Below are 20,699 nucleotides of genomic sequence, written 5' to 3' on the forward strand. Positions count from 1 at the left end.
CCGCTTGGTGGCACGCCCGGGACACCGGCACGACATGATCGCGGCGTCGGCGGTACGTGACCCCGGCACGGCCGGCCGGGTTCCGGATTCCGGTTCGGTTCTGGTCCGGGCACGGCCGAACGGCCTGTTCCTCACGTCGTCCCGCGGGTGGGTCCGGGCGCGGCGCGCCGCTCCGACCTGCTGAGACGTCGAGTGCCCGAGTGTGCGGCCATGTGCCCGTATGCGCATCGTTGTGCCCTCTTCTGCGCGGAAGGGTCTGTGATGTACCTCTCTTCGGGAGGACGCGAACCGTGCGGGCTGCGGTTTCGGCGAGGTGCCGCCAGGAGCGGACGGGGCAGCGGCTTCGACGGGCGCCGGTCGGGGCTGATCGGGGCGGCCGGGGCGTGTCGGGCGGGTGGGGGCCCGTTTTGTGGGTGGTGTCGTGTCGGGAGGGCGGGCCCGTTGGGTCGGCGGGGCTCGTCGGGTGGGGGTGTCCGGGCGGTGCAGGGCCGGTGCCGAGGCGGTGCTCGGCCGGGACGACGCAGCCGCCGGGTGCCCGGTGACCGTCCCGGCCCTCACCTGGACATCCGGACGCCCGGACGCCCGGGCGTCCGGACACCTGGACACCCCGGCGTCCCTGCGCCCGGGCGGGCGGCCGGGGTGCGGCGGGGCCGTGCCCGGGGCCCGGTCGGGGTTCCTCAGGAGTTGAGGTAGGTCAGTACTGCCAGGACCCGCCGGTGGTCGCCCTGGCTCGGGGACAGGCCGAGCTTGAGGAAGATGTTGCTGACGTGCTTCTCGACCGCCCCGTCGCTCACCACCAACTGCTGGGCGATCGCCGAGTTCGTCCGCCCCTCCGCCATCAGGCCCAGGACCTCCCGCTCCCGCGGGGTCAGCCCCGCCAGCACGTCCTGCTTCCGGCTGCGGCCGAGCAACTGGGCGACCACCTCGGGGTCGAGCGCCGTCCCACCCCCGGCCACCCGTACGACCGCGTCCACGAACTCCCGCACCTCGGCCACCCGATCCTTGAGCAGATAGCCCACACCGCGGCTGGAACCGGCCAGAAGTTCGGTGGCGTACCGCTCCTCCACGTACTGCGACAGCACCAGCACCCCGAGCCCGGGGTGCGCCCGACGCAGCTGCACGGCGGCCCGGACGCCCTCGTCGGTGTGCGTGGGCGGCATCCGCACGTCGGCGACGACCACGTCGGGCAGCGCGTTCTCCGCGTCCAGCTCGGTGATCGTCTTCACCAGCGCCTCGCCGTCCCCGACACCGGCCACGACGTCGTGCCCGAGATCCGACAGCAACCTGGTCAGCCCCTCCCGCAGCAGCACCGAGTCCTCGGCGATGACCACCCGCACCCTGTTCTCCACGATCCTCTGCTCCCCCGTACGCACGCGGTCCGGCAACACCTCCAGCATTCCAGCATCGGGAACGGGCTGTCGCCGTGCGGTGCGTTCCTGAGGAGATCAGGGCGTCCGCTGCGGGACGCCGACCGGCGGGCCGCCGTCCCGCGGACGCCCCGGAGCCGGCTGCGGCGACCGGCCGGGCCGGCCTCCCGGACTCGGTGCCGAGCAGGTGGCGGCGCGTCCCCGGGCCGGTCTCCCGGTCTCCTCCCGGTCGTCCGGTGTGCCGATCTGCCGGTCTCCCGGGGCGCGGGGAGGCCGCGGAACGGGCGGCCGGCAGGGGCCACGGGATGAGCCGTACGCAGGTCCGAGGAAGAGCCGCAGGCGGGGCCAGGGGAAGGCCGGCGGGGCCGGGTGGGCCGGTGAGCGGCCGCGACCGTGGGCCGGGCGGGTCGGTGCCTCCCGGTGCCGGGACGGCCGTCCGGCCGTCCGGAGGGGGCGTGGGGAGAGGCAGGCCGGCGGGACCGGGCACCGGGCGGGGCACGGGGCGCCGTGCCCCGCCCGGTACGGCGGCACGGTCAGCCCCGCCACGGCAGCTCCGCCGTCACCCGTGTCGGCCCGCCCGCCGGCGAGTCCACCAGGAGGATCCCGTCCACCGCGTCCAGCCGCTCCGCCAGCCCCGCCAGCCCGGACCCGCCGGCCGGAGCGGTGTCCGCGCCGCCCACCCCGTCGTCCGCCACCTGGATCATCAGCCGGTCCGCGGACCGCCACACGTCCACCGACGCCGACCGGGCCCCGCTGTGCTTGCTGATGTTCTGCAGCAGCTCGGACACCGTGAAGTACGCGATCCCCTCGATCGCCGGCGCCGGCCGCGACGGCAGGTCCACCTCCACGCGCACCGGCACGATGCAGCGGGAGGCGACCGAGGACAGCGCCGCGTCCAGGCCGCGGTCGGTGAGCACGGCCGGATGGATGCCCCGGGCCAGGTCCCGCAGCTCCTGCAGCGCCGTCTTCACCTCGCCGTGCGCCTCGTCCACCATCCGAGCCGCCGCCTGCGGGTCCTCCCGCAGCTTCTCCCGGGCGAGCCCCAGGTCCATCGCCAGGTTGACCAGCCGGGCCTGCGCCCCGTCGTGCAGGTCCCGCTCGATGCGCCGCAGGTCCGCGGCCGCCGTGTCCACCACGACCCCCCGGTCGGACTCCAGCTCCACCACCCGCGACGCCAGCCGAGACGGCCCGAGCAACCCGTGCACGAGCAACCGGTCCACCGTCGTCAGCGCCCGCACGATCCACGGCGACGCCAGCGTGAACAGCAGCCCCACCAGCGCCGTCACCGTGATCTCGAACGGGTTGTCCAGGTAGACGCTGTGCTGCTCGTCGCCGTACAGCTGCAGGCCGCCCTGGCCGCCGTACACCGGGAAGAGCCAGAACCACAGCGGGTACGTCAGCAGCGCCCAGCCGTACGCCCACACGGTGACCGCGACGGAGAAGGAGAACACCGCCCACGGGAAGTGCAGCACCGCGTACAGCAGGTGCCGCCACGACGTGCCGCTCTTGAGGACCGCGACCGTCCAGCCCATCGGGCCGGTTCCACGCACCCGCAGCGGCTCCGGCTCGCCCACCTCCAGCCCCAGCAGCCCGCGCGCCCGCGCCCGCTCGACCCTCCCGAGAGCACGGCAGCCGGCCAGCGCCGCCGCCAGCACCGGAACGCCGAGGAAGGTCACGAGCAGGCCCGCGCCGAGCGCGACCATCGTCACCGCGTACGTGAACAGCAGGACGCCCATCGGCAGGTTCAGCATGACGTACGCGAACTCGCGCCGGCTTCGTGCCTCGAACGGCGCCCGCAGCGCGGCCGGCAGCCGGTGCCGCCGGGCGCCGCCGTCCTGGAATCCCTGCCGGTGGTGCCGCTCTCCGTACCCCATGGCCATCGCCGTCGTCCGTTCTGCTCGTCGTGCGCCCGTCGCCCGGCCCGCCGTCGTCCCCGCGCCTGCCGTCCTGCCGTCCGTCGTGCGGTGTCGCTGTCCGCCGTCGTGCGGGGCGGCCGGCGCGCGGTCCGGCCGCGGGGCGGTCCGTCTGCCGTACCTCCCACCCTGCTGTGTCGGGGGGCGGCGGACCATGGAGTCCGTCGGCGTTCCGGACGGGGGGTTTTCCCCACCTCCTACGAAGGAGAGCCCCGGTCGGGGGACCGGTCCCGCCAGGGCAGCTCCGCCGTGACGGTCGTCGGGCCGCCTGCGGGGGAGTCGACGACGAACAGACCGTCCACGGCGTCCAGCCGCTCCGCCAAGCCCCGCATCCCCGTCCCGCCGTCCAGCGACGCACCGCCGCGGCCGTCGTCCCACACCTGGATCAGCAACCGGTTCTCCGACCGCCACACGTCCACCGACGCCGAGCGCGCACCGCTGTGCTTGCTGACGTTCTGCAGCAGCTCCGAGACGGTGAAGTACGCGATGCCCTCGATGGCCGCGGCGGGCCGCGACGGCAGGTCCGCGGTCACCTTCACCGGCACCGTGCAGCGGGAGGCGACCGAGGACAGCGCCGCGTCCAGGCCGCGGTCGGTGAGCACGGCCGGATGGATGCCCCGGGCCAGGTCCCGCAGTTCCTGCAGCGCCAGCTTCACCTCGCCGTGCGCCTCGTCGACCATCGCCGCCGCCGCGTCGGGATCCTCCGTCAGCTTCTCCTTGGCCAGGCCCAGCCCCATCGCCAGGTTGACCAGCCGGGCCTGCGCCCCGTCGTGCAGGTCCCGCTCGATGCGGCGCAGATCGGCGGCGGCGGTGTCCACCACGACACCCCGGTCGGACTCCAGCTCGGCGATACGGCGCTCCAACTCGTCCGAGGGTGCCAGCAGCCCGCGCACCATCGCCCGGTCCACGTTGCTGAGCGCGCGCGCCAGGAACGGCAGCACCGGCCACAGCACGAACAGCGAGGTCAGGACGATGACGAAGGTGAGTACGCCCCACGGCAGCCGGATCAGGTCGTACAGTGCCGTCCGCCAGGCCACCGGGTCCTTCAGTGCCATCCACAGGCGGCCCAGGGCCCCGTCCGCCCGGCGCAGCGGCAGTCGGCTCGGCTCCTCGATCCGCACCCCGAGCAGGATCCGTGCCCTGCCCCGCTCGAATCGGCCCAGCAGCCGTGTACCCGTCAGAGCGAGGGCCAGCAGCGGGAGACCGACCACTGTGATCGTCAGTGCACCGCCGACCAGCAGCACCGTCGTCACGTAGACGAAGCCCGCCAGCGCCATCGGCAGGTTCGCCAGGAGATGCGCGATCTCCTTCCACGTCCGCACGTCGAACGCGAAGCGCGCGGGCGGCAGTCGCTCCTCGCCGCCGTCCGCCGGGAGGGGCGGATACGACGGGCGCGGCGGCTGCGGCAGATCACGCGGGGGGTGCTGTGGGCGCGGCGGGGTTGCGGTCATAGGGGTCAGCGTGCCGTGTGCTCCGGCGCCACGCCATGAGGTCGACCGCCCTCCGCCGGCGGGGGAAAACCCCACCCTTGCCGCGAACCGGCATCTCAAGCCGTGACGGGCTGCTTACCGCCTCTTTATCAGGGCCTAGACTCCCGTGCGTACAGATCGTCGAACGTGTCGAAGGCAGAGAGCGAGGGGCGGACGTTGCGGGAGACGCTGCGAGAGCCGACCGTCGTCGCGGCGGACTACTACCAGTCGTACGCGGTGGTCGGCCTGCTGGCCGTCGTCGGCGTGCTGTTCGTGGCCGTCGCCTTCGGTGCGAGCCGCCTGCTGCGCCCCGTCGTACCCACCCCCGAGAAGCTCCTCACGTACGAGTGCGGCGTCGACCCCGTCGGCGAGGGCTGGGCCCACACCCAGGTCCGCTACTACGTCTACGCGTTCCTGTACGTCATCTTCGCGATCGACTCGATCTTCCTGTTCCCCTGGGCGACGGTCTTCGCCGACCGCGGCTACGGGGCGACGACGCTCGTGGAGATGTTCATCTTCCTCGGCTTCCTGGCCGTGGGACTGCTGTACGCATACAAGAAGGGCGTCCTGACATGGACGTGAACCCCTCGGTGCCCGAGCCTGTCCTCCTCCCGGATCCCGTCGGTCCCCCCGCACCCGGCAGGGGGAGGCTGGGCCCGTTGGCCCGACTGGCCCCCGAACCGATGAAGGTGGTCCTGAACTGGGGTCGCCGGTACTCGCTCTGGGTCTTCAACTTCGGCCTCGCCTGCTGCGCGATCGAGTTCATCGCCGCGTCGATGGCGCGCCACGACTTCATCCGCCTCGGTGTGATCCCGTTCGCGCCGGGCCCGCGCCAGGCCGACCTCATGATCGTCTCGGGCACCGTCACGGACAAGATGGCCCCGGCCGTCAAGCGGCTGTACGAGCAGATGCCCGAGCCGAAGTACGTCATCTCCTTCGGCGCCTGCTCCAACTGCGGCGGCCCCTACTGGGACTCCTACTCCGTGACCAAGGGCGTCGACCAGATCATCCCCGTCGACGTCTACGTACCCGGCTGCCCGCCCCGGCCCGAGGCGCTGCTCCAGGGCATCCTCAAGCTCCAGGAGAAGATCGCCCGCGAGTCGCTCGGCGAGCGGTACGGCGACGGTGGCGCCACCCCCGGAACGCCACGCCCCTCCACCGCGGCGCTGCAGAGCGGACTGGTGCAGCCGCCGGCACCCCAGGGGGAGACGCGATGACGGAAGTCGGCTGGCTGCCCGCCGCGACCGAGGACCTGTTCGGCCCCGACGCCACGGCCGAGGAGTCCTACGACCTCCTCACCGTCGACGTCCCGCCGGCGTCCTGGCTCACGGCGCTGGAGACGGCCCGCGACCGGCTCGGCTGCACCTACTTCGACTGGCTGAGCGCGGTGGACGAGCCGGGAACGGGCTTCCGCGTCGCCGCCCACGTCGCCGCCCTGCCGCCCTCCCCGGTACACCGGCTCCTGCTGCGCACCACCGTCCCGCACGAGGCGCCGACCCTGCCGTCGGCCGTCGACGTCTACGCCGGTGCCGCATGGCACGAGCGGGAGACCCACGAGATGTTCGGTGTCGTCTTCGACGGACACCCCGCGCTGGACCACCTCCTCCTGCCCGACACGTTCGAGGGACACCCGCTGCGCAAGGACTTCGTCCTCGCCGCCCGCGTGGCCAAGGCCTGGCCCGGCGCCAAGGAACCGGGGGAGTCCGAGCACGGCGGCCCCAAGCGCCGCCAGATGCTCCCCCCGGGGGTCCCCGACCCCAACGAGTGGGGCCCCTTGAAGGGGCAGCTCCCCGAGGCCCCCTCCCGTCCGGCGCGCGGCGCGGGCCCGGCGGGGCGTGCCGGCCGTGCCGGTCGTGCGGCAGGAGCGGCGGGAGCCACCGGGGCCACGGGAGCCGCAGGGGAGCGGCCCGCCCGGCGCACGCGCTCCGCCGCGCAGGGCTCGGCGAGCCAGACCGCGGGCCGGGCCACGAGCGCCGCTGCCGGGACACCGGCCGCCGCCGACGACACCGCGTCCACCGAACCGACAGCCACCCCGGCCGGCGCCGCCCCGACCTCGTCACCCGACGCGGCCGCCCGCCCAGGCCGGGCACGCAGCGCCTCCGAGGGCTCGGCGACCCAGCGCGCGTCCGGCACCCGGCGCGCCCGAAGCGCCGGCGAGGGCTCGGCCTCCCAGCGCGCCGAGGCGGATGAGGCGGCCGGCACGGCGACCGGCCCGGACGAGCCCGCCCTGCCCACGGCGAGCGGGGCGTCCTCGGCACCGGCGGAGCCCGGGACGCCCTCGGCACCGGCTTCGCCGGACGCGGGCGCACCGACGGGGTCGGACCGGACCAACGCCGCCTCGGCCTCGGAGCAGCCCGGGCCCCCTGCGGCGACGCCCACGCCCGGCCGCCGCCCGGCAGCACCCCGCAGCTCCGACGCCCCCTGGCACCACGCCCGCCCGGCCTTCGACCGGGCGGAACCGGGGGAACGGAAACCCCCGAAGCCCGAGGCGGACACGGCGAAGCCGGAGGCATCGGCGGACCGGGCGGAGCCGGAAGCAGGGCGACAGGAGCCCGCTCCGCAGCGGATCGAGCCCGAGGCGGACCGGACGGCGCCGGAATCGCGGCAGCAGGTGCCCGGGGCGGAAGAGCCGAAGCCTGGGGCAGGAGAGCCGAGGCCGGCGGAGCAGTCCGCAGTGGACGCCCCCCGCCCGGAGGACGCAGCCTCGGGAACGCCCCTCTCCCAGGAGGCGAAGCCCACCCCGCCCGCGGAAGGCCGCGCTCCGAAGAGCCCCGAGCCGGCCACGCCCGAGCCGGCCACCCCCGAGCAGGAGACACCTGCTGCGGGCACCCCGGCTCCGAACGGCGCCGGCTCGGACGACTCCGTGCGGGAGACGCCGGCTTCGGACGGCGCTGTGCGGGACGCCGCCGACTCGGACGCCCCCGCACCGGACAGCGGTCTGCCGGAAGGCGAGCCGGAGAACCCCGCTTCGGGCGGTCCCGTGCGGGACGCCGCCGACTCGGAGAACCCCGCGCCGGAGAACCCCGCACCGGACCGTCCGGCTGAGTCGACCCCCGACCCCGACCACCCGGCAGGAGGCCCGCAGTGAACGACGCGCTCGACGTCGCCCTGCGACTCCTCGTCGTCTTCGTCGTCTTCCTCACCTTCCCCCTGATCGTGGGTCAGACCGAGCACAAGGTGATGGCCCACATGCAGGGCCGCCTCGGCCCGATGTACGCCGGAGGCTTCCACGGCTGGGCCCAGCTGGTGGCGGACGGTGTGAAGTTCGCGCAGAAGGAGGACGTCGTCCCCGCGGGCGCGGACCGCCGCATCTTCCAGTTGGCTCCCGCCGTGGCGCTCCTGCCCTACCTGCTGGTCCTCCTCGCCATCCCCATCGGCCCGGGCGAGGGCGCGGTGGGCGAGGTGATCGACGCGGGCATCTTCTTCGTCCTCGCCGTGATGGGCGTCGGTGTCCTCGGTTCGCTCATGGCCGGATGGGCCAGTGCCAACAAGTTCTCCCTCCTTGGCGGCCTGCGCACCGCCGCCCAACTGCTCGCCTACGAACTCCCGATGCTGCTCGCCGCCGCCTCCGTGGCGATGGCGGCCGGCACGGTCTCGCTGCCCGGCATCCTCGACGCCTTCGAGTGGTGGTGGCTGCCGTGGCAGATCGTCGGCGCGGTCGTCTTCTTCGTCGCCGGCCTCGCCGAGCTGCAGCGCCCTCCGTTCGACATGCCCGTCGCGGACTCGGAGATCATCTTCGGCGCCTACACCGAGTACACCGGTCTGCGTTTCGCCCTGTTCCTCCTCGCCGAGTACGCCGGGATCATCGTCCTGTGCGGCCTGACGACCGTCCTGTTCCTGGGCGGCTGGCACGGTCCCTGGGGTGCCGACGGTCTCGGCTGGGTGTGGACCCTGCTGAAGACGGCCGTCCTCGCGTTCGTCGTCATCTGGCTCCGCGTGACCTATCCCCGTCTGCGCGAGGACCAGCTCCAGAAACTCTCGTGGACCCTCCTCGTCCCCCTCTCCCTCGTTCAGATCGCCCTCACCGGCATCGTCAAGGTGGTGATCCGGTAGCCATGGCTCCCTTCCCCGGCTCCGGCCTGGCCAAGGGCCTCGCCGTCACCCTCCGCACGATGACGAGGAAGTCCGTCACCGAGCAGTACCCGGACACACAGCCCGACCTCCCGCCCCGCACCCGCGGCGTGATCGGCCTGTTCGAGGAGAACTGCACGGTCTGCATGCTGTGCGCCCGTGAGTGCCCGGACTGGTGCATCTACATCGACTCCCACAAGGAGACGGTCCCGGCGGCGACCCCGGGGGGCCGGGAACGCAGCCGCAACGTCCTCGACCGGTTCGCCATCGACTTCTCCCTGTGCATGTACTGCGGTATCTGCATCGAGGTCTGTCCCTTCGACGCGCTGTTCTGGTCCCCCGAGTTCGAGTACGCCGAGACCGACATCCGCGACCTCACCCACGAGCGGGACAAGCTCCGCGAGTGGATGTGGACCGTCCCGGCCCCGCCCGCCCTCGACGCCGCCGCGGAGGAACCGAAGGAGGTCACCGCGGCCCGCAAGACCGCCGAGAAGCTGGCGGCCCAGCGGGAGACCACCCCGCCCCCCGAGTCCGCCCCGGCCCGTCCCGAGCGGCCCGCCGCCGAGCAGGCCCGCACCCCCGAGCAGCCCTCCGGTGCGCAGGGCGACTCCGAGAAGCCGAAGGCCTCGGAACAACCGGGTGAACCCGAACAGCCGCGTGACCCCGAGCAGCGGTCCGACAGGCCGCGGCCCGACCGGTCCCGGTCCGACCGTGCACCGCGCGACTCCGAAACCCCTGAGCCGGGACAGGAAGGCCAGGTATGACGCTCACTGCGGCGGTCGCCGCCGCTTCCACCACCGCCCCGTCCGCCGAGGGCCACGGCTTCCTCTCTCCGACGGGTGTCGAGGTCGCCTTCCTGCTCGTCGGCCTGCTCACCTTCGGCGCCGCCCTGGTCACCGTCACCACCAGGCAACTGGTGCACGCCGCCCTGTGGCTCGTGGTCGCCCTCGGGGGCCTCGCCGTCGAATACCTCCTGCTCAGTGCCGAGTTCATCGCCTGGGTGCAGGTGCTCATCTACGTCGGATCCGTCGTGGTGCTCCTCCTGTTCGGTCTGATGCTCACCAAGGCGCCCATCGGCCGCTCGCCGGACGCCGACTCGGGCAACCGCTGGGTCGCCCTGATCGTGGCGGTCGCCGCGGCGGCCACCCTGGTCTGGGTCGTCGCCGACGCCTTCCGCGCCACCTGGATCGATCTGGACGGTGCCCCGGCCGGCTCCACCGAGGTCACCGGCGAGAGCCTGTTCCGGAACTGGGTCCTGCCCTTCGAAGGCCTCTCCGTCCTCCTCCTCGCGGCCCTGGTCGGCGCCATCGTGCTGTCCCGCAAGGCGAAGGAGGAGCCGAGCCCTCCCCCTGTGAACTCCCACGCCGGCGCCGGAAGTTCCCCGTCCGTCCCGGATTCCCGGAATCACCCGATCGAGCAGGAAGGCGCCCTCTGATGCACCTCGCCCTTCCCGCCGTCCTGTCCGCCCTGCTGTTCTGCACCGGGCTCTACGGTGTGCTGGCCCGGCGCAACGCGATCCTCGTACTGATGTCGGTCGAGCTGATGCTCAACGCCGTCAACCTCAACCTGGTCGCCTTCGACGTCTGGCTCAGCAGTACCGCCGAGGACACCCTGCACTCCGGCCAGGCGCTCACCCTGTTCACCATCGCCGTCGCCGCCGCCGAGATCGGCATCGGACTGGCCATCGTCCTCGCCGTGTACCGCAACCGCGGCACCTCCGACATCGACAAGCTCCGCGACACCGCCGAGGGCCCCGGCCCCGACGACTCCGACAGCGACGCCCTCGCGGCCGAGCGGGCCGAGAAGGCTGAGGCCTCCGCGTGACCACGACCACCCTCGCCGTCCTCGTCCCCGTCCTGCCGTTCCTCGGTGCGACCGCCGGACTCCTCCTGGGCCGCACCGTGCCCGGACTCGTGCGCCCCCTCGCCGTCCTGCCGACCCTCACCTCCCTCGTGCTCGCCGTCGTGGTCGCCGTGCGCCAGGGCGGGGACGCGGCCGTGAACTCCGCCACCGAGCTCACCCCGACCGGCTCGGTGCCCATCGACCTCGCCCTGTACATCGACGGCTTCGCCGCGCTGGTCGCCGTGCTCGTCGGCGTCGTCGCCTCCTGCGTGCAGATCTACTCGACGGGCTATCTGCGCGACGACCCCCGCTACCCGTCCTACGCCGCCCTGGTCTCCCTGTTCACCTCCGCGATGTTCCTCGTCGTCTACTCCGGCGACCTGATCGTGCTGCTCGTCGGCTGGGAGGTCATGGGCATCTGCTCGTACTTCCTGGTCGGCCACTACTGGGAGACCCCCGAGGCCCGCGCCGCCTCCATCAAGGCCTTCCTCGTCACCAAGCTCGGCGACGTGCCCTTCCTCGTCGGCCTGTTCGCCCTCGCCGGGGACACCGGTTCCTTCCGCATCACCGAGATCCTCGGAACCGTCGCGAACGGCGGCCTCGACCACCCGACGCTGATCGCGCTGCTGCTGCTCGCGGGCGTGGCCGGCAAGTCGGCGCAGTTCCCGCTGCACACCTGGCTTCCCGACGCGATGGCGGGCCCCACACCCGTCTCCGCTCTGATCCACGCCGCGACGATGGTCGCCGCCGGCGTCTACTTCGTCGCCCGCCTCCTCCCCGTCTTCCAGGCCTCCTCGGCCGCCGTCGTGGTCCTCGCCGCCATGGCCGCGGTGACGATGGCCGGCTCCGGACTCGCCGCGCTCGCCCAGGACGACATCAAGCGGGTCCTCGCCTACTCGACGATCGGCCAGCTCGGCTACATGACCGGCGCCCTCGCCGTCGGCGACCGCGGTGCCGCCGTCTTCCACCTCCTGTCGCACGGCGCCTTCAAGGCGCTGCTGTTCCTCGCCGCCGGCGTGATCATCCACGCCGCCGGCACCAACTCGCTGGCCGCCATGTCCCGCATGGGCCACCTGCGCGACCGGGTCCCCGACGCGTACTGGACGATGACGGTGGCGCTGCTCGCGCTCGCCGCCATCCCGCCCTTCAGCGGATTCTTCTCCAAGGAGTCCGTCCTCGGAGCCGCCGAGCAGGCCTCCGCAGGGCACACCGCGTCCGTGCCCGCCGCCGCGGGCTGGCTCGTCCTCGTCTCCGGGTTGCTCACCGCCCTCCTCACCGCCGCCTACGCGACCCGCCTGTGGCTGCTGGCCTTCCGCGGCCGGGGGGTCGAGGCCCCCGACCACGGCCGGCAGCCCCTGACGATGACCGTGGTGCTGTGGGTCCTCGCCGTGCCGTCCCTGGCCTTCGGCGGGCTCGCCTACCGCGTGCTGCCCGACTGGTTCGACGGCCACGACCTGGCTCCGACGCTGACCACCTCCGTCGTCGGCACCGGTGTGGCGCTGGTCGGCGTCGTCGTGACCTACGCCGCCTGGCGGCACACCACGGCGCTCGCCGCCCGCGTGCCCCTGGGCGCGGTCGCCGCCCACCCGGAGGGCGACGCGGGCCTGGTCGAGGCCGAGGCCATCGCCAGCCACGCGGCCGCCTACGGCGACGTAGCCGACGCCCCCGACCCGGCCGACCCCGGGCGGCTGCTGCTCGGCCCGCTGCACCGGCCCGCGGCCGTCGGCTTCCATCTCGACGCCGTCTACCGGGTGTTGTTCGTCCGCCCGGTGGAGGCTGCGGCGCGTCTCGTGCGATTCCTGGACCGCGAGGTCGTCGACACCTACGTACGCGGCGCCGGTGCCCTGGCGCGTGGGCTCGGGGACGCCGTGCGGCGCGCCCAGACCGGCAATCTGCAGACCTATGTGAGCGCGCTGCTCGCCGGCACCGTCGTCCTCGCGGTCGCCGTCGTCCTCGTCGCCACGGGAGCGTGAGCAGGCGTGATCGATATCAACGAGTCCGTGATGCAGTTTCTTCTGGCGTTCGTCGTCGTCGGCCCGCTTCTCGGCGCCGCCGCAGCCCTTCTGCCGGCCCCGCCCGGGCTGAAGGGGAAGTCGCCCGAGCAGGCCGTGCTCCGGCACGGTGTGACCGTGACCGGTGCGGTCCTCGTCGCCGCGATCGTCCTCGTGCTCGGCTTCGACCACGACCATCCGTCGAGGATGCAGGCCACGACCGACATCAGCTGGATCCCCGCACTCGACGTGCGGATCCACCTCGGCGTCGACGGCATCTCCCTCCCCCTTCTGGTCCTCACCGCGCTGCTGACCTTCCTGAGCGCGCTGTACTCCTACTTCAACATGCCGGCAGGCCCCAGCCCCAAGGCCTTCGTCCCGCTGCTGCTCGTCCTGGAGTCCGGCACCCTCGCCACCTTCGCCGTCCTCGACCTCCTGCTGTTCTTCCTCGCCTTCGAGACCGTCCTGATCCCGATGTACTTCCTCATCGCCCGCTGGGGCGGCAGGGGACGGGCCCAGGCCGCCTGGAAGTTCATCCTCTACACACTGCTCGGCTCGGTCGTCATGCTGCTCGGCCTGCTCCTGATCGGAATCAAGGCGGGCACGTTCGACATGGTGGCACTCGCCACTGACAACGGCGGGTCGCTGACCACATCCGTGCAGGTCACCGCAGCTCTGGCGATCGGGATCGGGCTTGCGGTCAAGACCCCGATGTGGCCCCTGCACACCTGGCTGCCCGACGCGCACACCGCCGCGCCGACCGTCGGCTCGGTCCTGCTGGCGGGCGTCCTGCTGAAGATGGGGACGTACGGATTCGTGCGGATCGTTCTTCCTGTCGCGCCCGACGGTTTCCACACCTTCGCGCCCTACCTCGCCGCGTTCGGCGTCGTCGGGATCATCTATGGATCCCTGGCCTGCCTCGCCCTCGCCAGGCAGGGCGCCCGGGGTGACCTCAAGCGGCTCATCGCCTACTCCTCCGTCGGCCACATGGGCTTCGTCCTGCTCGGCATCGCCAGCACCACGCCCACCGGCGTCAACGGCGCGCTGTTCGCCAACATCGCCCACGGCCTCATCACCGGCCTGCTCTTCTTCCTCGTGGGCGCGCTGAAGGACCGCACCGGCACCACCGACCTCGACACGCTGGCCGAGGAGACCGGAGCCGCGCTCTACGGGAAGGCGCCACGCCTCGGCGGCCTCCTCGCCTTCGGTGCCGTCGCCTCGCTCGGCCTGCCCGGACTCGCCGGGTTCTGGGGCGAGATGCTCGCGCTGTTCGGCGCGTTCCGCCCCGCAGCCGACCTCGACCGCGGCGCGTTCCTCACCTTCATGGCGATCGCCGCGTTCGGCACCCTGCTCACGGCCGCGTACATGCTCGTCGTGGTCCGCCGCGTCTGCATGGGCGCCCTCCCACGGGACGTCCCGAAGCTCACCGACGTCCGCGGCTACGAGTTCGCGGCCTGGACCCCGCTCGTCGCCCTCACCGTCGTCGCCGGCCTGTGGCCCAAGACCCTCCTCGGCCTGACCGACCCGGCCGTGCAGCAGCTCCTCGCAGGAGGCACCCGATGAGCTCCCCGGTCCAGCCCCTGGCCGCGTCCCTGGTCCAGTCCGTCGACTGGCTCGCCATTGCCCCGCCCACCGTCACCGCGGTCGTCGCGCTGACCGTCCTGGTGGCCGACCTGTTCCTCCCCGAGGAGAGGAAGGCGCTGCTCGGCCGGCTGTCGGTGGCCGGCCTGGCCGCCTCCGCGCTCCTGCTGCTGCCGCTGCTCGACGGCGACCGCTCCACCTTCTGCCTGACCGGCGACCCGCACGCGTGCAGTTACACCGCGGACCGCTTCACCCTCGTCATCCAGCTCCTGGTCCTCGGCGGCGCCCTTCTCACCGCACTGCTGTCGATCACCACGCTGAAGGACGCGCGAAGGCGGCTTCCCGCGGGCGAATTCTGGTTCCTGCTGCTGTCCTCCGCCGCGGGCGCCGCCCTCCTGCCCGCCTCCCGGGACCTCGCCACGCTGATCGTCGCTCTGGAGGTCGCCTCCCTGCCCGCCTTCGCCCTCGTCGGCCTCCGGCACGGCGACAAGCGGTCCTCCGAGGCGGCCTTGAAGTTCTTCCTGTCCTCGGTCACCGCGACCGCGGTCAGCCTGATGGGCGTCAGCTTCGTCTACGCCTCCACCGGAACCGTCTACCTCACCCAGGTCGCCGACCGGATCCCGCACGTCGACGGACAACTGCACACCCTCGCCCAGACCGGTGTCGTCCTCACCCTCGTCGGCTTCGCCTTCAAGACGGCCGCGGTGCCCTTCCACTTCTGGGTGCCCGACACGTACGTGGGTGCGCCGCTGCCGATCGCGGCCTACCTGTCCGTCGTCGGCAAGGCGGTCGGCTTCTCCGGCCTCATCCTCGTCACCGTCGTCGGCCTGCCGTCGTACGCCGACGTATGGGGTCCGGCCCTGGCCGCGCTGGCGGTGCTCACCATGACCGTCGGCAACGTCGGCGCCCTGCGCCAGCAGCCCACACGCGCGTACAGTGCGGTACGGCTGCTGGCCTGGTCGTCGGTCGGTCAGGCGGGCTACCTCCTCGTCCCGATCGCCGCCTCCGCCTACACCGACGACGCCGAAAACGCCGTCGGCTCCACCGTCGCCTACGCCCTCATGTACGGCGTGGTGAACCTCGGCGCCTTCGCGGTGGCCGCCCTGGTGGGCCGTGCGCGGGAGGCGAACCGCCTCACCGACTACCGGGGCCTGTACGCGAAGAACCCGCTCGCGGCCCTGCTCCTGGCCTTCTTCCTGCTCTGCCTCGCCGGACTGCCGCCCGGCGTCATCGGCCTCTTCGCGAAGGTCGCCGTCTTCTCCGCGGCGGTCGACGCGGGCCTGGGCTGGCTCGCGGTGGCCATGGCGGTCAACGTCGTGATCGCGCTGTTCTACTACCTGCAGTGGACGGCGCTGCTCTTCCGCGCGCCGGAGGGTGAACCGGTCGCGCACCGGGTTCCCGCCCCTTTGACGGCAGCCATCACCCTGACGGGCGTCCTTGCCGTCGCTCTCTCGGGCGCGCCCGAGACGGTGCTGCGTTTCGCCGGCGCCGGCCTGTTCTAGCCCGCGTCGATCTCCCTCCCGGGCCGCGCTCGGTCCCGTGGCCCGCCGTGGGCCGTCCATCACCCGGACGGCCCACGCCCGCCCCCGTCCGCACAAGGGAACTAGTGCCCCTCGCCTGGCGTTGACCAGTACGGGAGGGTCCACTGGACGTGACAGCACGAGGCCAGTGGCATCGCAGATCGACCAGCAAAGGGTTCCCCTGCGGCACGACTTGGAGGGCGTACCGTGCACCGCCGGCACAACGGGCTCAGGACCGCCGTACTCCTCGGGGGACTGTCCGCACTCATCATCGTCATCGGCAGCTTCTTCGGCCGTACGGGCCTGATCGTCGCGGTCCTGGTGGCACTCGGCACCAACGCGTACGCGTACTGGAACAGCGACAAGCTGGCCCTGCGCGCGATGCGTGCCCGCCCGGTGAGCGAGTTCGAGGCGCCCGCGCTGTACCGCATGGTCCGGGACCTCTCCACACAGGCGCGGCAGCCCATGCCCCGGCTGTACATCTCCCCGACGGAGGCGCCGAACGCCTTCGCCACCGGCCGCAATCCGCGCAACGCCGCCGTGTGCTGCACCGAAGGCATCCTGCGCATCCTCGACGAGCGCGAACTGCGCGGAGTCATCGGCCACGAACTCAGCCACGTCTACAACCGCGACATCCTGATCTCCTCGGTCGCCGGTGCGCTAGCCTCGGTGATCATGTTCCTGGTCAACTTCGCCTGGCTGATCCCCATCGGCCGCGACGACGACGACGGTCCCGGCCTGCTCGGCCTCCTGCTGATCATGATCCTGGGTCCGATCGCCGCCTCCCTGATCCAGTTGGCCATCAGCCGCTCGCGCGAGTACGAGGCGGATGCCTCCGGTGCCCGGATCACCGGCGACCCGCTCGCCCTCGCCAGCGCGCTGCGCAAGCTGGAGGCCGGCACCAAGCAGCTCCCGCTGCCTCCGGAACCCCGCATCGAGACCGCGAGTCACATGATGATCGCGAACCCGTTCCGGCCGGGTCAGGGGATGTCCAGGATGTTCTCCACCCACCCGCCGATGGCGGACCGTATCGCCCGGCTCGAGAAGATGGCAGGCAGACCGTTGTGAAGACCATCCTGAACGTCATTTGGCTCGTCCTGAGCGGGTTCTGGCTGTTCCTCGGCTACCTGGCCGCCGGCATCCTGCTCTGCATCACGATCATCGGCATCCCGTTCGGTATCGCCGCGTTCCGCATCGGCGTCTACGCCCTCTGGCCCTTCGGATACACCACGGTCGAACGCCACGACGCCGGCGCCCCGTCGTGCCTGGGCAACGTACTGTGGCTCCTTCTCGCCGGCTGGTGGCTGGCGCTCGGTCACATCGTCACCGGGCTCATGCTCTGCATCACGATCATCGGCATCCCGTTCGGCATCGCCAACTTCAAGCTGATCCCGGTCTCCCTGTTCCCGCTGGGCCGCGAGATCGTCCGCACGGACCAGCCCTTCGCGGGCCGCTGAGCGGAGCCGTCCACCCCGCAGCCCGCTCGACGGGGGCGCGGGAGGCGTCGACCGCGCCCCCGCGCGTGCCGGCCTCGTCGTCCGGCTGGTTCTCCACAGGCGGCCGACTGTCCACAGGGCTCCCCGGTTGTCAGCGGCGGCACGCATCATGGACGCATGACCCAGAGCGATCGCAGGACAGCACAGCGCAATCAGCCGGTGTCGACAGGGTGCCTCGACGTCGCCGGGGCAGGCCGGCCGCCAAGCAGCGGGGGCGAAATCCCCTGAGCCCCGGCGGCAGCACCCCGCAGGGGCACGGACGGCCGCGCGACCCGCCACGACGGCAATGCGGTCGACGGACGTCGTGTCACGGCACTGCCGGCGGAGCGCTCAGAGCCGCCCGAGTCTGCCCCGCACCCCGTACGCGATCACACCGACCGCCAGGATCCCCGCGCCCACGGCCACGGAGACCCCCGGCAGCGAGAACGCCAGGACCCCGCAGCCGACGAACCCCGCCACCGGCACCACGCGGCCCGCCGGGGACGGATCCAGCGTCCACGCCGAGGCGTTGGCGATCGCGTAGTACACCAGTACACCGAAGGAGGAGAAACCGATGGCGCCCCGTACGTCCACCGTGGCCGCCAGCACGGCGACCACCGCGCCGACCGCCAGCTCCGCCCGGTGCGGCACCCGGAAGCGCGCATGCACCGCGGCCAGCGGACCCGGCAGATGCCGGTCCCGGGCCATGGCCAGCGTCGTGCGGGAGACACCCAGAATCAGCGCGAGAAGCGAACCCAGCGCGGCCACCGCCGCCCCCACCCGCACCACAGGCACCCACCCGGGTGCACCGGCGGCCCGTACCGCGTCGGCCAGTGGCGCGCCCGCCTTCCCGAGCGCCTCGGGTCCCAGCACGGAAAGGACGGCCACCGCCACAGCCAGGTAGACCGCCAGTGCGATGCCCAGGGCCAAGGGGATCGCTCGTGGGACGGTGCGTGCCGGATCGCGCACCTCCTCGCCGAGCGTCGCGATGCGCGCGTACCCGGCGAATGCGAAGAACAGCAGGCCGGCAGCCTGCAGTACACCGACCGCACCCTCCGAGGCACCGAACGCCAGCCGGCCGGCCTCTGCCCGGCCCGAGCCCAGGCACACGACCACCACGCAGGCGAGGACCGCCAGTACCACGGCCACGATCGCCCGCGTCAGCCAGGCGGACTTCTGGATACCCCCATAGTTCACCGCGGTCAGCACCACCACGGCCGAGACCGCCACCGCGTGCGCCTGCGCCGGCCAGACGTACGCACCCACCGTCAGTGCCATCGCCGCACAGGAGGCTGTCTTGCCGACCACGAACGCCCAGCCCGCCAGGTACCCCCAGAACACCCCGAGCCGCTCACGTCCGTACACGTAGGTGCCGCCCGAGGCCGGATAGCGGGCCGCCAGCCGAGCCGAGGACATCGCGTTGCAGTAGGCCACCACCGCCGCGACGGCGAGCCCCGGCAGCAGCCCGGACCCGCCGGCGCGCGCCGCCGGGCCCAGAGCGGCGAAGATCCCGGCGCCGACCATGGAGCCGAGACCGATGACGACCGCGTCTCCGACTGCGAGCGTGCGCCGCAGCTCGGCGGCCGATCCGGACGGTGTCATGGCAGGCACCCTACTGATCACCGGAACCACCGGACGCCGCCGTGGCGTCCTCCCCGTCAACAGAGCACGAACACAGGCACGAAGGGCACGGTCCGCCGAGGGCTGCATCACGGCGCGGGGACGGTGTCTGCACAGTGCGGAGGGGCAGGTTCACGGCATGGGCATCATCAGCTGGATCATCCTCGGCCTCCTGGCCGGAGCCATCGCCAAGTTCCTGCTGCCGGGGCGCGACCCGGGCGGGTTCATCGGCACGACCATCATCGGTGTCGCCGGAGCGTTCATCGGCGGCTGGATCTCGGCGCGCTGGCTGGACCACCCGATCAACAAGGACTTCTACGACGGTGCGACCTGGGCCGCGGCCATCGGTGGCTCACTCGTCCTGCTGATCGCCTACCGCATCCTGTTCGGCAACTCCCGCGACTGACCGGTCTCCTGGCGTCAGCGGACGCCGGAGGAGCAAACGGGGCGGGCACCGTGCGGTGCCCGCCCCCTTCGCATACGGAGAACCCGGCGCGGCGCGGTGCCCGTCACACCGCGCCGGCCGGGGTCACCGGTAGTTCACGTACTGCAGTGCGAAGTCGAAGTCCTTGCCCTTCAGCAGGGCGATGACGGCCTGCAGGTCGTCGCGGCTCTTGGAGCTGACCCGCAGCTCGTCACCCTGCACCTGTGCCTTCACGCCCTTCGGTCCCTCGTCGCGGATGATCTTCGCCACCTTCTTGGCGTTCTCCTGGGAGATGCCCTCCTGGATCGAGGCGAAGATCTTGTACTCCTTGCCCGAGAGCTGGGGCTCACCCGCGTCCAGTGCCTTCAGCGAGATCCCGCGCTTGATCAGCTTGGACTGGAAGACGTCGAGAACGGCCTTCACCCGGTCCTCGGAGTTCGCCTCCATCAGGATCTTCTCCCCGGACCAGGAGATCGAGGCACCCACGCCCTTGAAGTCGTAGCGCTGCGAGATCTCCTTGGCGGCCTGGTTGAGGGCGTTGTCGACCTCCTGCCGCTCGACCTTCGAGACGATGTCGAAACTGGAGTCGGCCATGTCCTGTGGCTCCTTGTATCAGGGTGCGGATGGGGTGGGTGTCGGCGCCTGTGGGGTGCCGCCGAGCCCGGCGTAGGTCCCGGGTCCATCCGGACAAGCCTAGCCACCCGCCCGTCACCGGGTGGAGATCAATCGGGTGGCGAAGCACCCCTCTGCATCGGGTATTGTTTACGTCGTTGCCACGGAGCACCGCCGAAAAGCGGTTCCGAGCAGCAACCCCGGCGGTGTGCCCGAGCGGCCAAAGGGAGCAGACTGTAAATCTGCCGGCTCAGCCTTCCCAGGTTCGAATCCTGGCGCCGCCACACGACCGAAAGGGTCCGTGACCAGCGAAAACGCTGGACGCGGACCCTTTCGTCGTTCCCGGGCGCAACCTGGTCGCTATGGGTGCTTTTTCCAGTGTGTCTCACCCTGATTCGGGTGCTGACCAGTCCGTGTGGGGCAGGCGTGGGGCAGCTTCCGGCCCGCCTAGCTGCCGTTCTTCAGCGCCCGCTCGATTCGGGCGTTCGCAGTGGCGGCGCCACCGTCCAGGCACTTCGCGTACACCCGGAACAGCACGGCCACGCTGTGGCCGGCGCGCGCAGCCACCTCCTGCGGTTCCACACCGGAGCTGAGCCACGTGGACACGGCAGCATGACGAAGATCATATGGACGCTTCGCGAGCAGCGACGTGCACTGAGCGGGTGTGAGAGCGCGAGTGCGGGCTTCCGAGCAATGCTCATTACCTGTGGATCGGCTCGGGAGGGCACACGCGGAGGGCGTACCTTCCCGAGTGATCGATTGACTGGTATCGAGTAGGCCCGCGTTGCCGCGCGGGTCGGGAAGGCACGCCCGT

General features: G+C 72.2%; 18 protein-coding genes, 1 tRNA gene and 1 pseudogene. 14 read left to right on the plus strand and 6 right to left on the minus strand.

Translation table 11 applies throughout. The annotated features are described in order from the left end of the window. Nucleotides 1–677 precede the first annotated feature (677 nt). From JS756_RS21710 to JS756_RS21720, 3 genes are all read right to left on the minus strand, one after another. Nucleotides 678–1,337, minus strand: a complete 660-nt coding sequence (locus tag JS756_RS21710) for a LuxR C-terminal-related transcriptional regulator (RefSeq protein WP_307790880.1) — start codon at nucleotides 1,335–1,337, stop codon at nucleotides 678–680. A gap of 563 nt (nucleotides 1,338–1,900) precedes the next feature. Further along, a complete protein-coding gene (locus tag JS756_RS21715) occupies nucleotides 1,901–3,247 on the minus strand; it encodes a sensor histidine kinase (RefSeq protein WP_205384816.1) in 1,347 nt (448 codons plus the stop codon). A 230-nt stretch (nucleotides 3,248–3,477) separates the two neighbouring features. Next, the gene (locus JS756_RS21720) at nucleotides 3,478–4,731 is read right to left on the minus strand and encodes a sensor histidine kinase (RefSeq protein WP_205384817.1); all 1,254 of its coding nucleotides are present in this window, start codon (nucleotides 4,729–4,731) and stop codon (nucleotides 3,478–3,480) included. A gap of 207 nt (nucleotides 4,732–4,938) precedes the next feature. On the opposite strand from JS756_RS21720, the gene JS756_RS21725 reads away from it, so the two are divergent. The 12 genes from JS756_RS21725 (at nucleotide 4,939) to JS756_RS21780 (ending at nucleotide 17,211) form a co-directional block, all read left to right on the plus strand. Then, the gene (locus JS756_RS21725; RefSeq protein ID WP_205384842.1) at nucleotides 4,939–5,331 is read left to right on the plus strand and encodes an NADH-quinone oxidoreductase subunit A; all 393 of its coding nucleotides are present in this window, start codon (nucleotides 4,939–4,941) and stop codon (nucleotides 5,329–5,331) included. Continuing rightward, a complete protein-coding gene (locus JS756_RS21730) occupies nucleotides 5,322–5,966 on the plus strand; it encodes an NADH-quinone oxidoreductase subunit B (RefSeq protein WP_205384818.1) in 645 nt (214 codons plus the stop codon). Before JS756_RS21725 ends, JS756_RS21730 begins: the two co-directional genes overlap by 10 nt. Beyond that, a complete protein-coding gene (locus JS756_RS21735) occupies nucleotides 5,963–7,837 on the plus strand; it encodes an NADH-quinone oxidoreductase subunit C (protein WP_205384819.1) in 1,875 nt (624 codons plus the stop codon). The genes JS756_RS21730 and JS756_RS21735 overlap by 4 nt, the downstream gene beginning before the upstream one ends. Beyond that, nucleotides 7,834–8,802, plus strand: coding sequence for a complex I subunit 1/NuoH family protein (locus JS756_RS21740; protein ID WP_205384820.1), 969 nt, complete (start codon nucleotides 7,834–7,836; stop codon nucleotides 8,800–8,802). The genes JS756_RS21735 and JS756_RS21740 overlap by 4 nt, the downstream gene beginning before the upstream one ends. 2 nt (nucleotides 8,803–8,804) lie before the next feature. Further along, a complete protein-coding gene (locus JS756_RS21745) occupies nucleotides 8,805–9,584 on the plus strand; it encodes a NuoI/complex I 23 kDa subunit family protein (RefSeq protein WP_205384821.1) in 780 nt (259 codons plus the stop codon). Further along, nucleotides 9,581–10,255 (plus strand): NADH-quinone oxidoreductase subunit J family protein, encoded by a 675-nt coding sequence (locus tag JS756_RS21750; RefSeq protein ID WP_205384822.1) that lies wholly within the window; start codon nucleotides 9,581–9,583, stop codon nucleotides 10,253–10,255. The genes JS756_RS21745 and JS756_RS21750 overlap by 4 nt, the downstream gene beginning before the upstream one ends. Next, nucleotides 10,255–10,644: an NADH-quinone oxidoreductase subunit NuoK gene (gene nuoK / locus JS756_RS21755; protein ID WP_205384823.1), complete on the plus strand. Its 390-nt coding sequence runs from the start codon at nucleotides 10,255–10,257 to the stop codon at nucleotides 10,642–10,644. The genes JS756_RS21750 and nuoK overlap by 1 nt, the downstream gene beginning before the upstream one ends. Next, nucleotides 10,641–12,635 carry an NADH-quinone oxidoreductase subunit 5 family protein gene (locus JS756_RS21760; RefSeq protein WP_205384824.1) on the plus strand — a complete coding sequence of 665 codons (1,995 nt, stop codon included), beginning with the start codon at nucleotides 10,641–10,643 and terminating at the stop codon, nucleotides 12,633–12,635. Before nuoK ends, JS756_RS21760 begins: the two co-directional genes overlap by 4 nt. 6 nt (nucleotides 12,636–12,641) lie before the next feature. Further along, the gene (locus JS756_RS21765; protein ID WP_205384825.1) at nucleotides 12,642–14,216 is read left to right on the plus strand and encodes a complex I subunit 4 family protein; all 1,575 of its coding nucleotides are present in this window, start codon (nucleotides 12,642–12,644) and stop codon (nucleotides 14,214–14,216) included. Continuing rightward, on the plus strand, nucleotides 14,213–15,736 hold the full coding sequence (locus JS756_RS21770) for an NADH-quinone oxidoreductase subunit N (protein ID WP_205384826.1): 1,524 nt from the start codon (nucleotides 14,213–14,215) through the stop codon (nucleotides 15,734–15,736). Before JS756_RS21765 ends, JS756_RS21770 begins: the two co-directional genes overlap by 4 nt. 225 nt (nucleotides 15,737–15,961) lie before the next feature. Beyond that, a complete protein-coding gene (htpX, locus tag JS756_RS21775) occupies nucleotides 15,962–16,822 on the plus strand; it encodes a zinc metalloprotease HtpX (RefSeq protein ID WP_205384827.1) in 861 nt (286 codons plus the stop codon). After that, nucleotides 16,819–17,211 carry a YccF domain-containing protein gene (locus JS756_RS21780; RefSeq protein WP_205384828.1) on the plus strand — a complete coding sequence of 131 codons (393 nt, stop codon included), beginning with the start codon at nucleotides 16,819–16,821 and terminating at the stop codon, nucleotides 17,209–17,211. The genes htpX and JS756_RS21780 overlap by 4 nt, the downstream gene beginning before the upstream one ends. Nucleotides 17,212–17,580: 369 nt before the next feature. Here the strand turns inward: JS756_RS21780 and JS756_RS21785 are convergent, their stop codons facing one another. Beyond that, entirely contained in the window at nucleotides 17,581–18,831 is a 1,251-nt protein-coding gene (locus JS756_RS21785) for an APC family permease (protein ID WP_205384829.1), read from the minus strand. A gap of 157 nt (nucleotides 18,832–18,988) precedes the next feature. Between JS756_RS21785 and JS756_RS21790 the strand changes: the two genes are divergently transcribed. Continuing rightward, the gene (locus JS756_RS21790) at nucleotides 18,989–19,255 is read left to right on the plus strand and encodes a GlsB/YeaQ/YmgE family stress response membrane protein (protein WP_205384830.1); all 267 of its coding nucleotides are present in this window, start codon (nucleotides 18,989–18,991) and stop codon (nucleotides 19,253–19,255) included. A gap of 123 nt (nucleotides 19,256–19,378) precedes the next feature. On the opposite strand, the gene JS756_RS21795 is transcribed toward JS756_RS21790, so the two are convergent. Then, a complete protein-coding gene (locus tag JS756_RS21795) occupies nucleotides 19,379–19,867 on the minus strand; it encodes a YajQ family cyclic di-GMP-binding protein (RefSeq protein ID WP_205384831.1) in 489 nt (162 codons plus the stop codon). 220 nt (nucleotides 19,868–20,087) lie between these two features. On the opposite strand from JS756_RS21795, the gene JS756_RS21800 reads away from it, so the two are divergent. After that, nucleotides 20,088–20,169: transfer RNA gene (locus JS756_RS21800), tRNA-Tyr, on the plus strand. 163 nt (nucleotides 20,170–20,332) lie between these two features. Here the strand turns inward: JS756_RS21800 and JS756_RS21805 are convergent. Further along, nucleotides 20,333–20,575: pseudogene (locus JS756_RS21805) on the minus strand (site-specific integrase); the annotation flags it as partial. Between the last annotated feature and the right edge of the window lie 124 nt (nucleotides 20,576–20,699).

It is taken from the genome of Streptomyces actuosus (assembly GCF_016921115.1).
Taxonomy (GTDB): domain Bacteria; phylum Actinomycetota; class Actinomycetes; order Streptomycetales; family Streptomycetaceae; genus Streptomyces; species Streptomyces actuosus_A.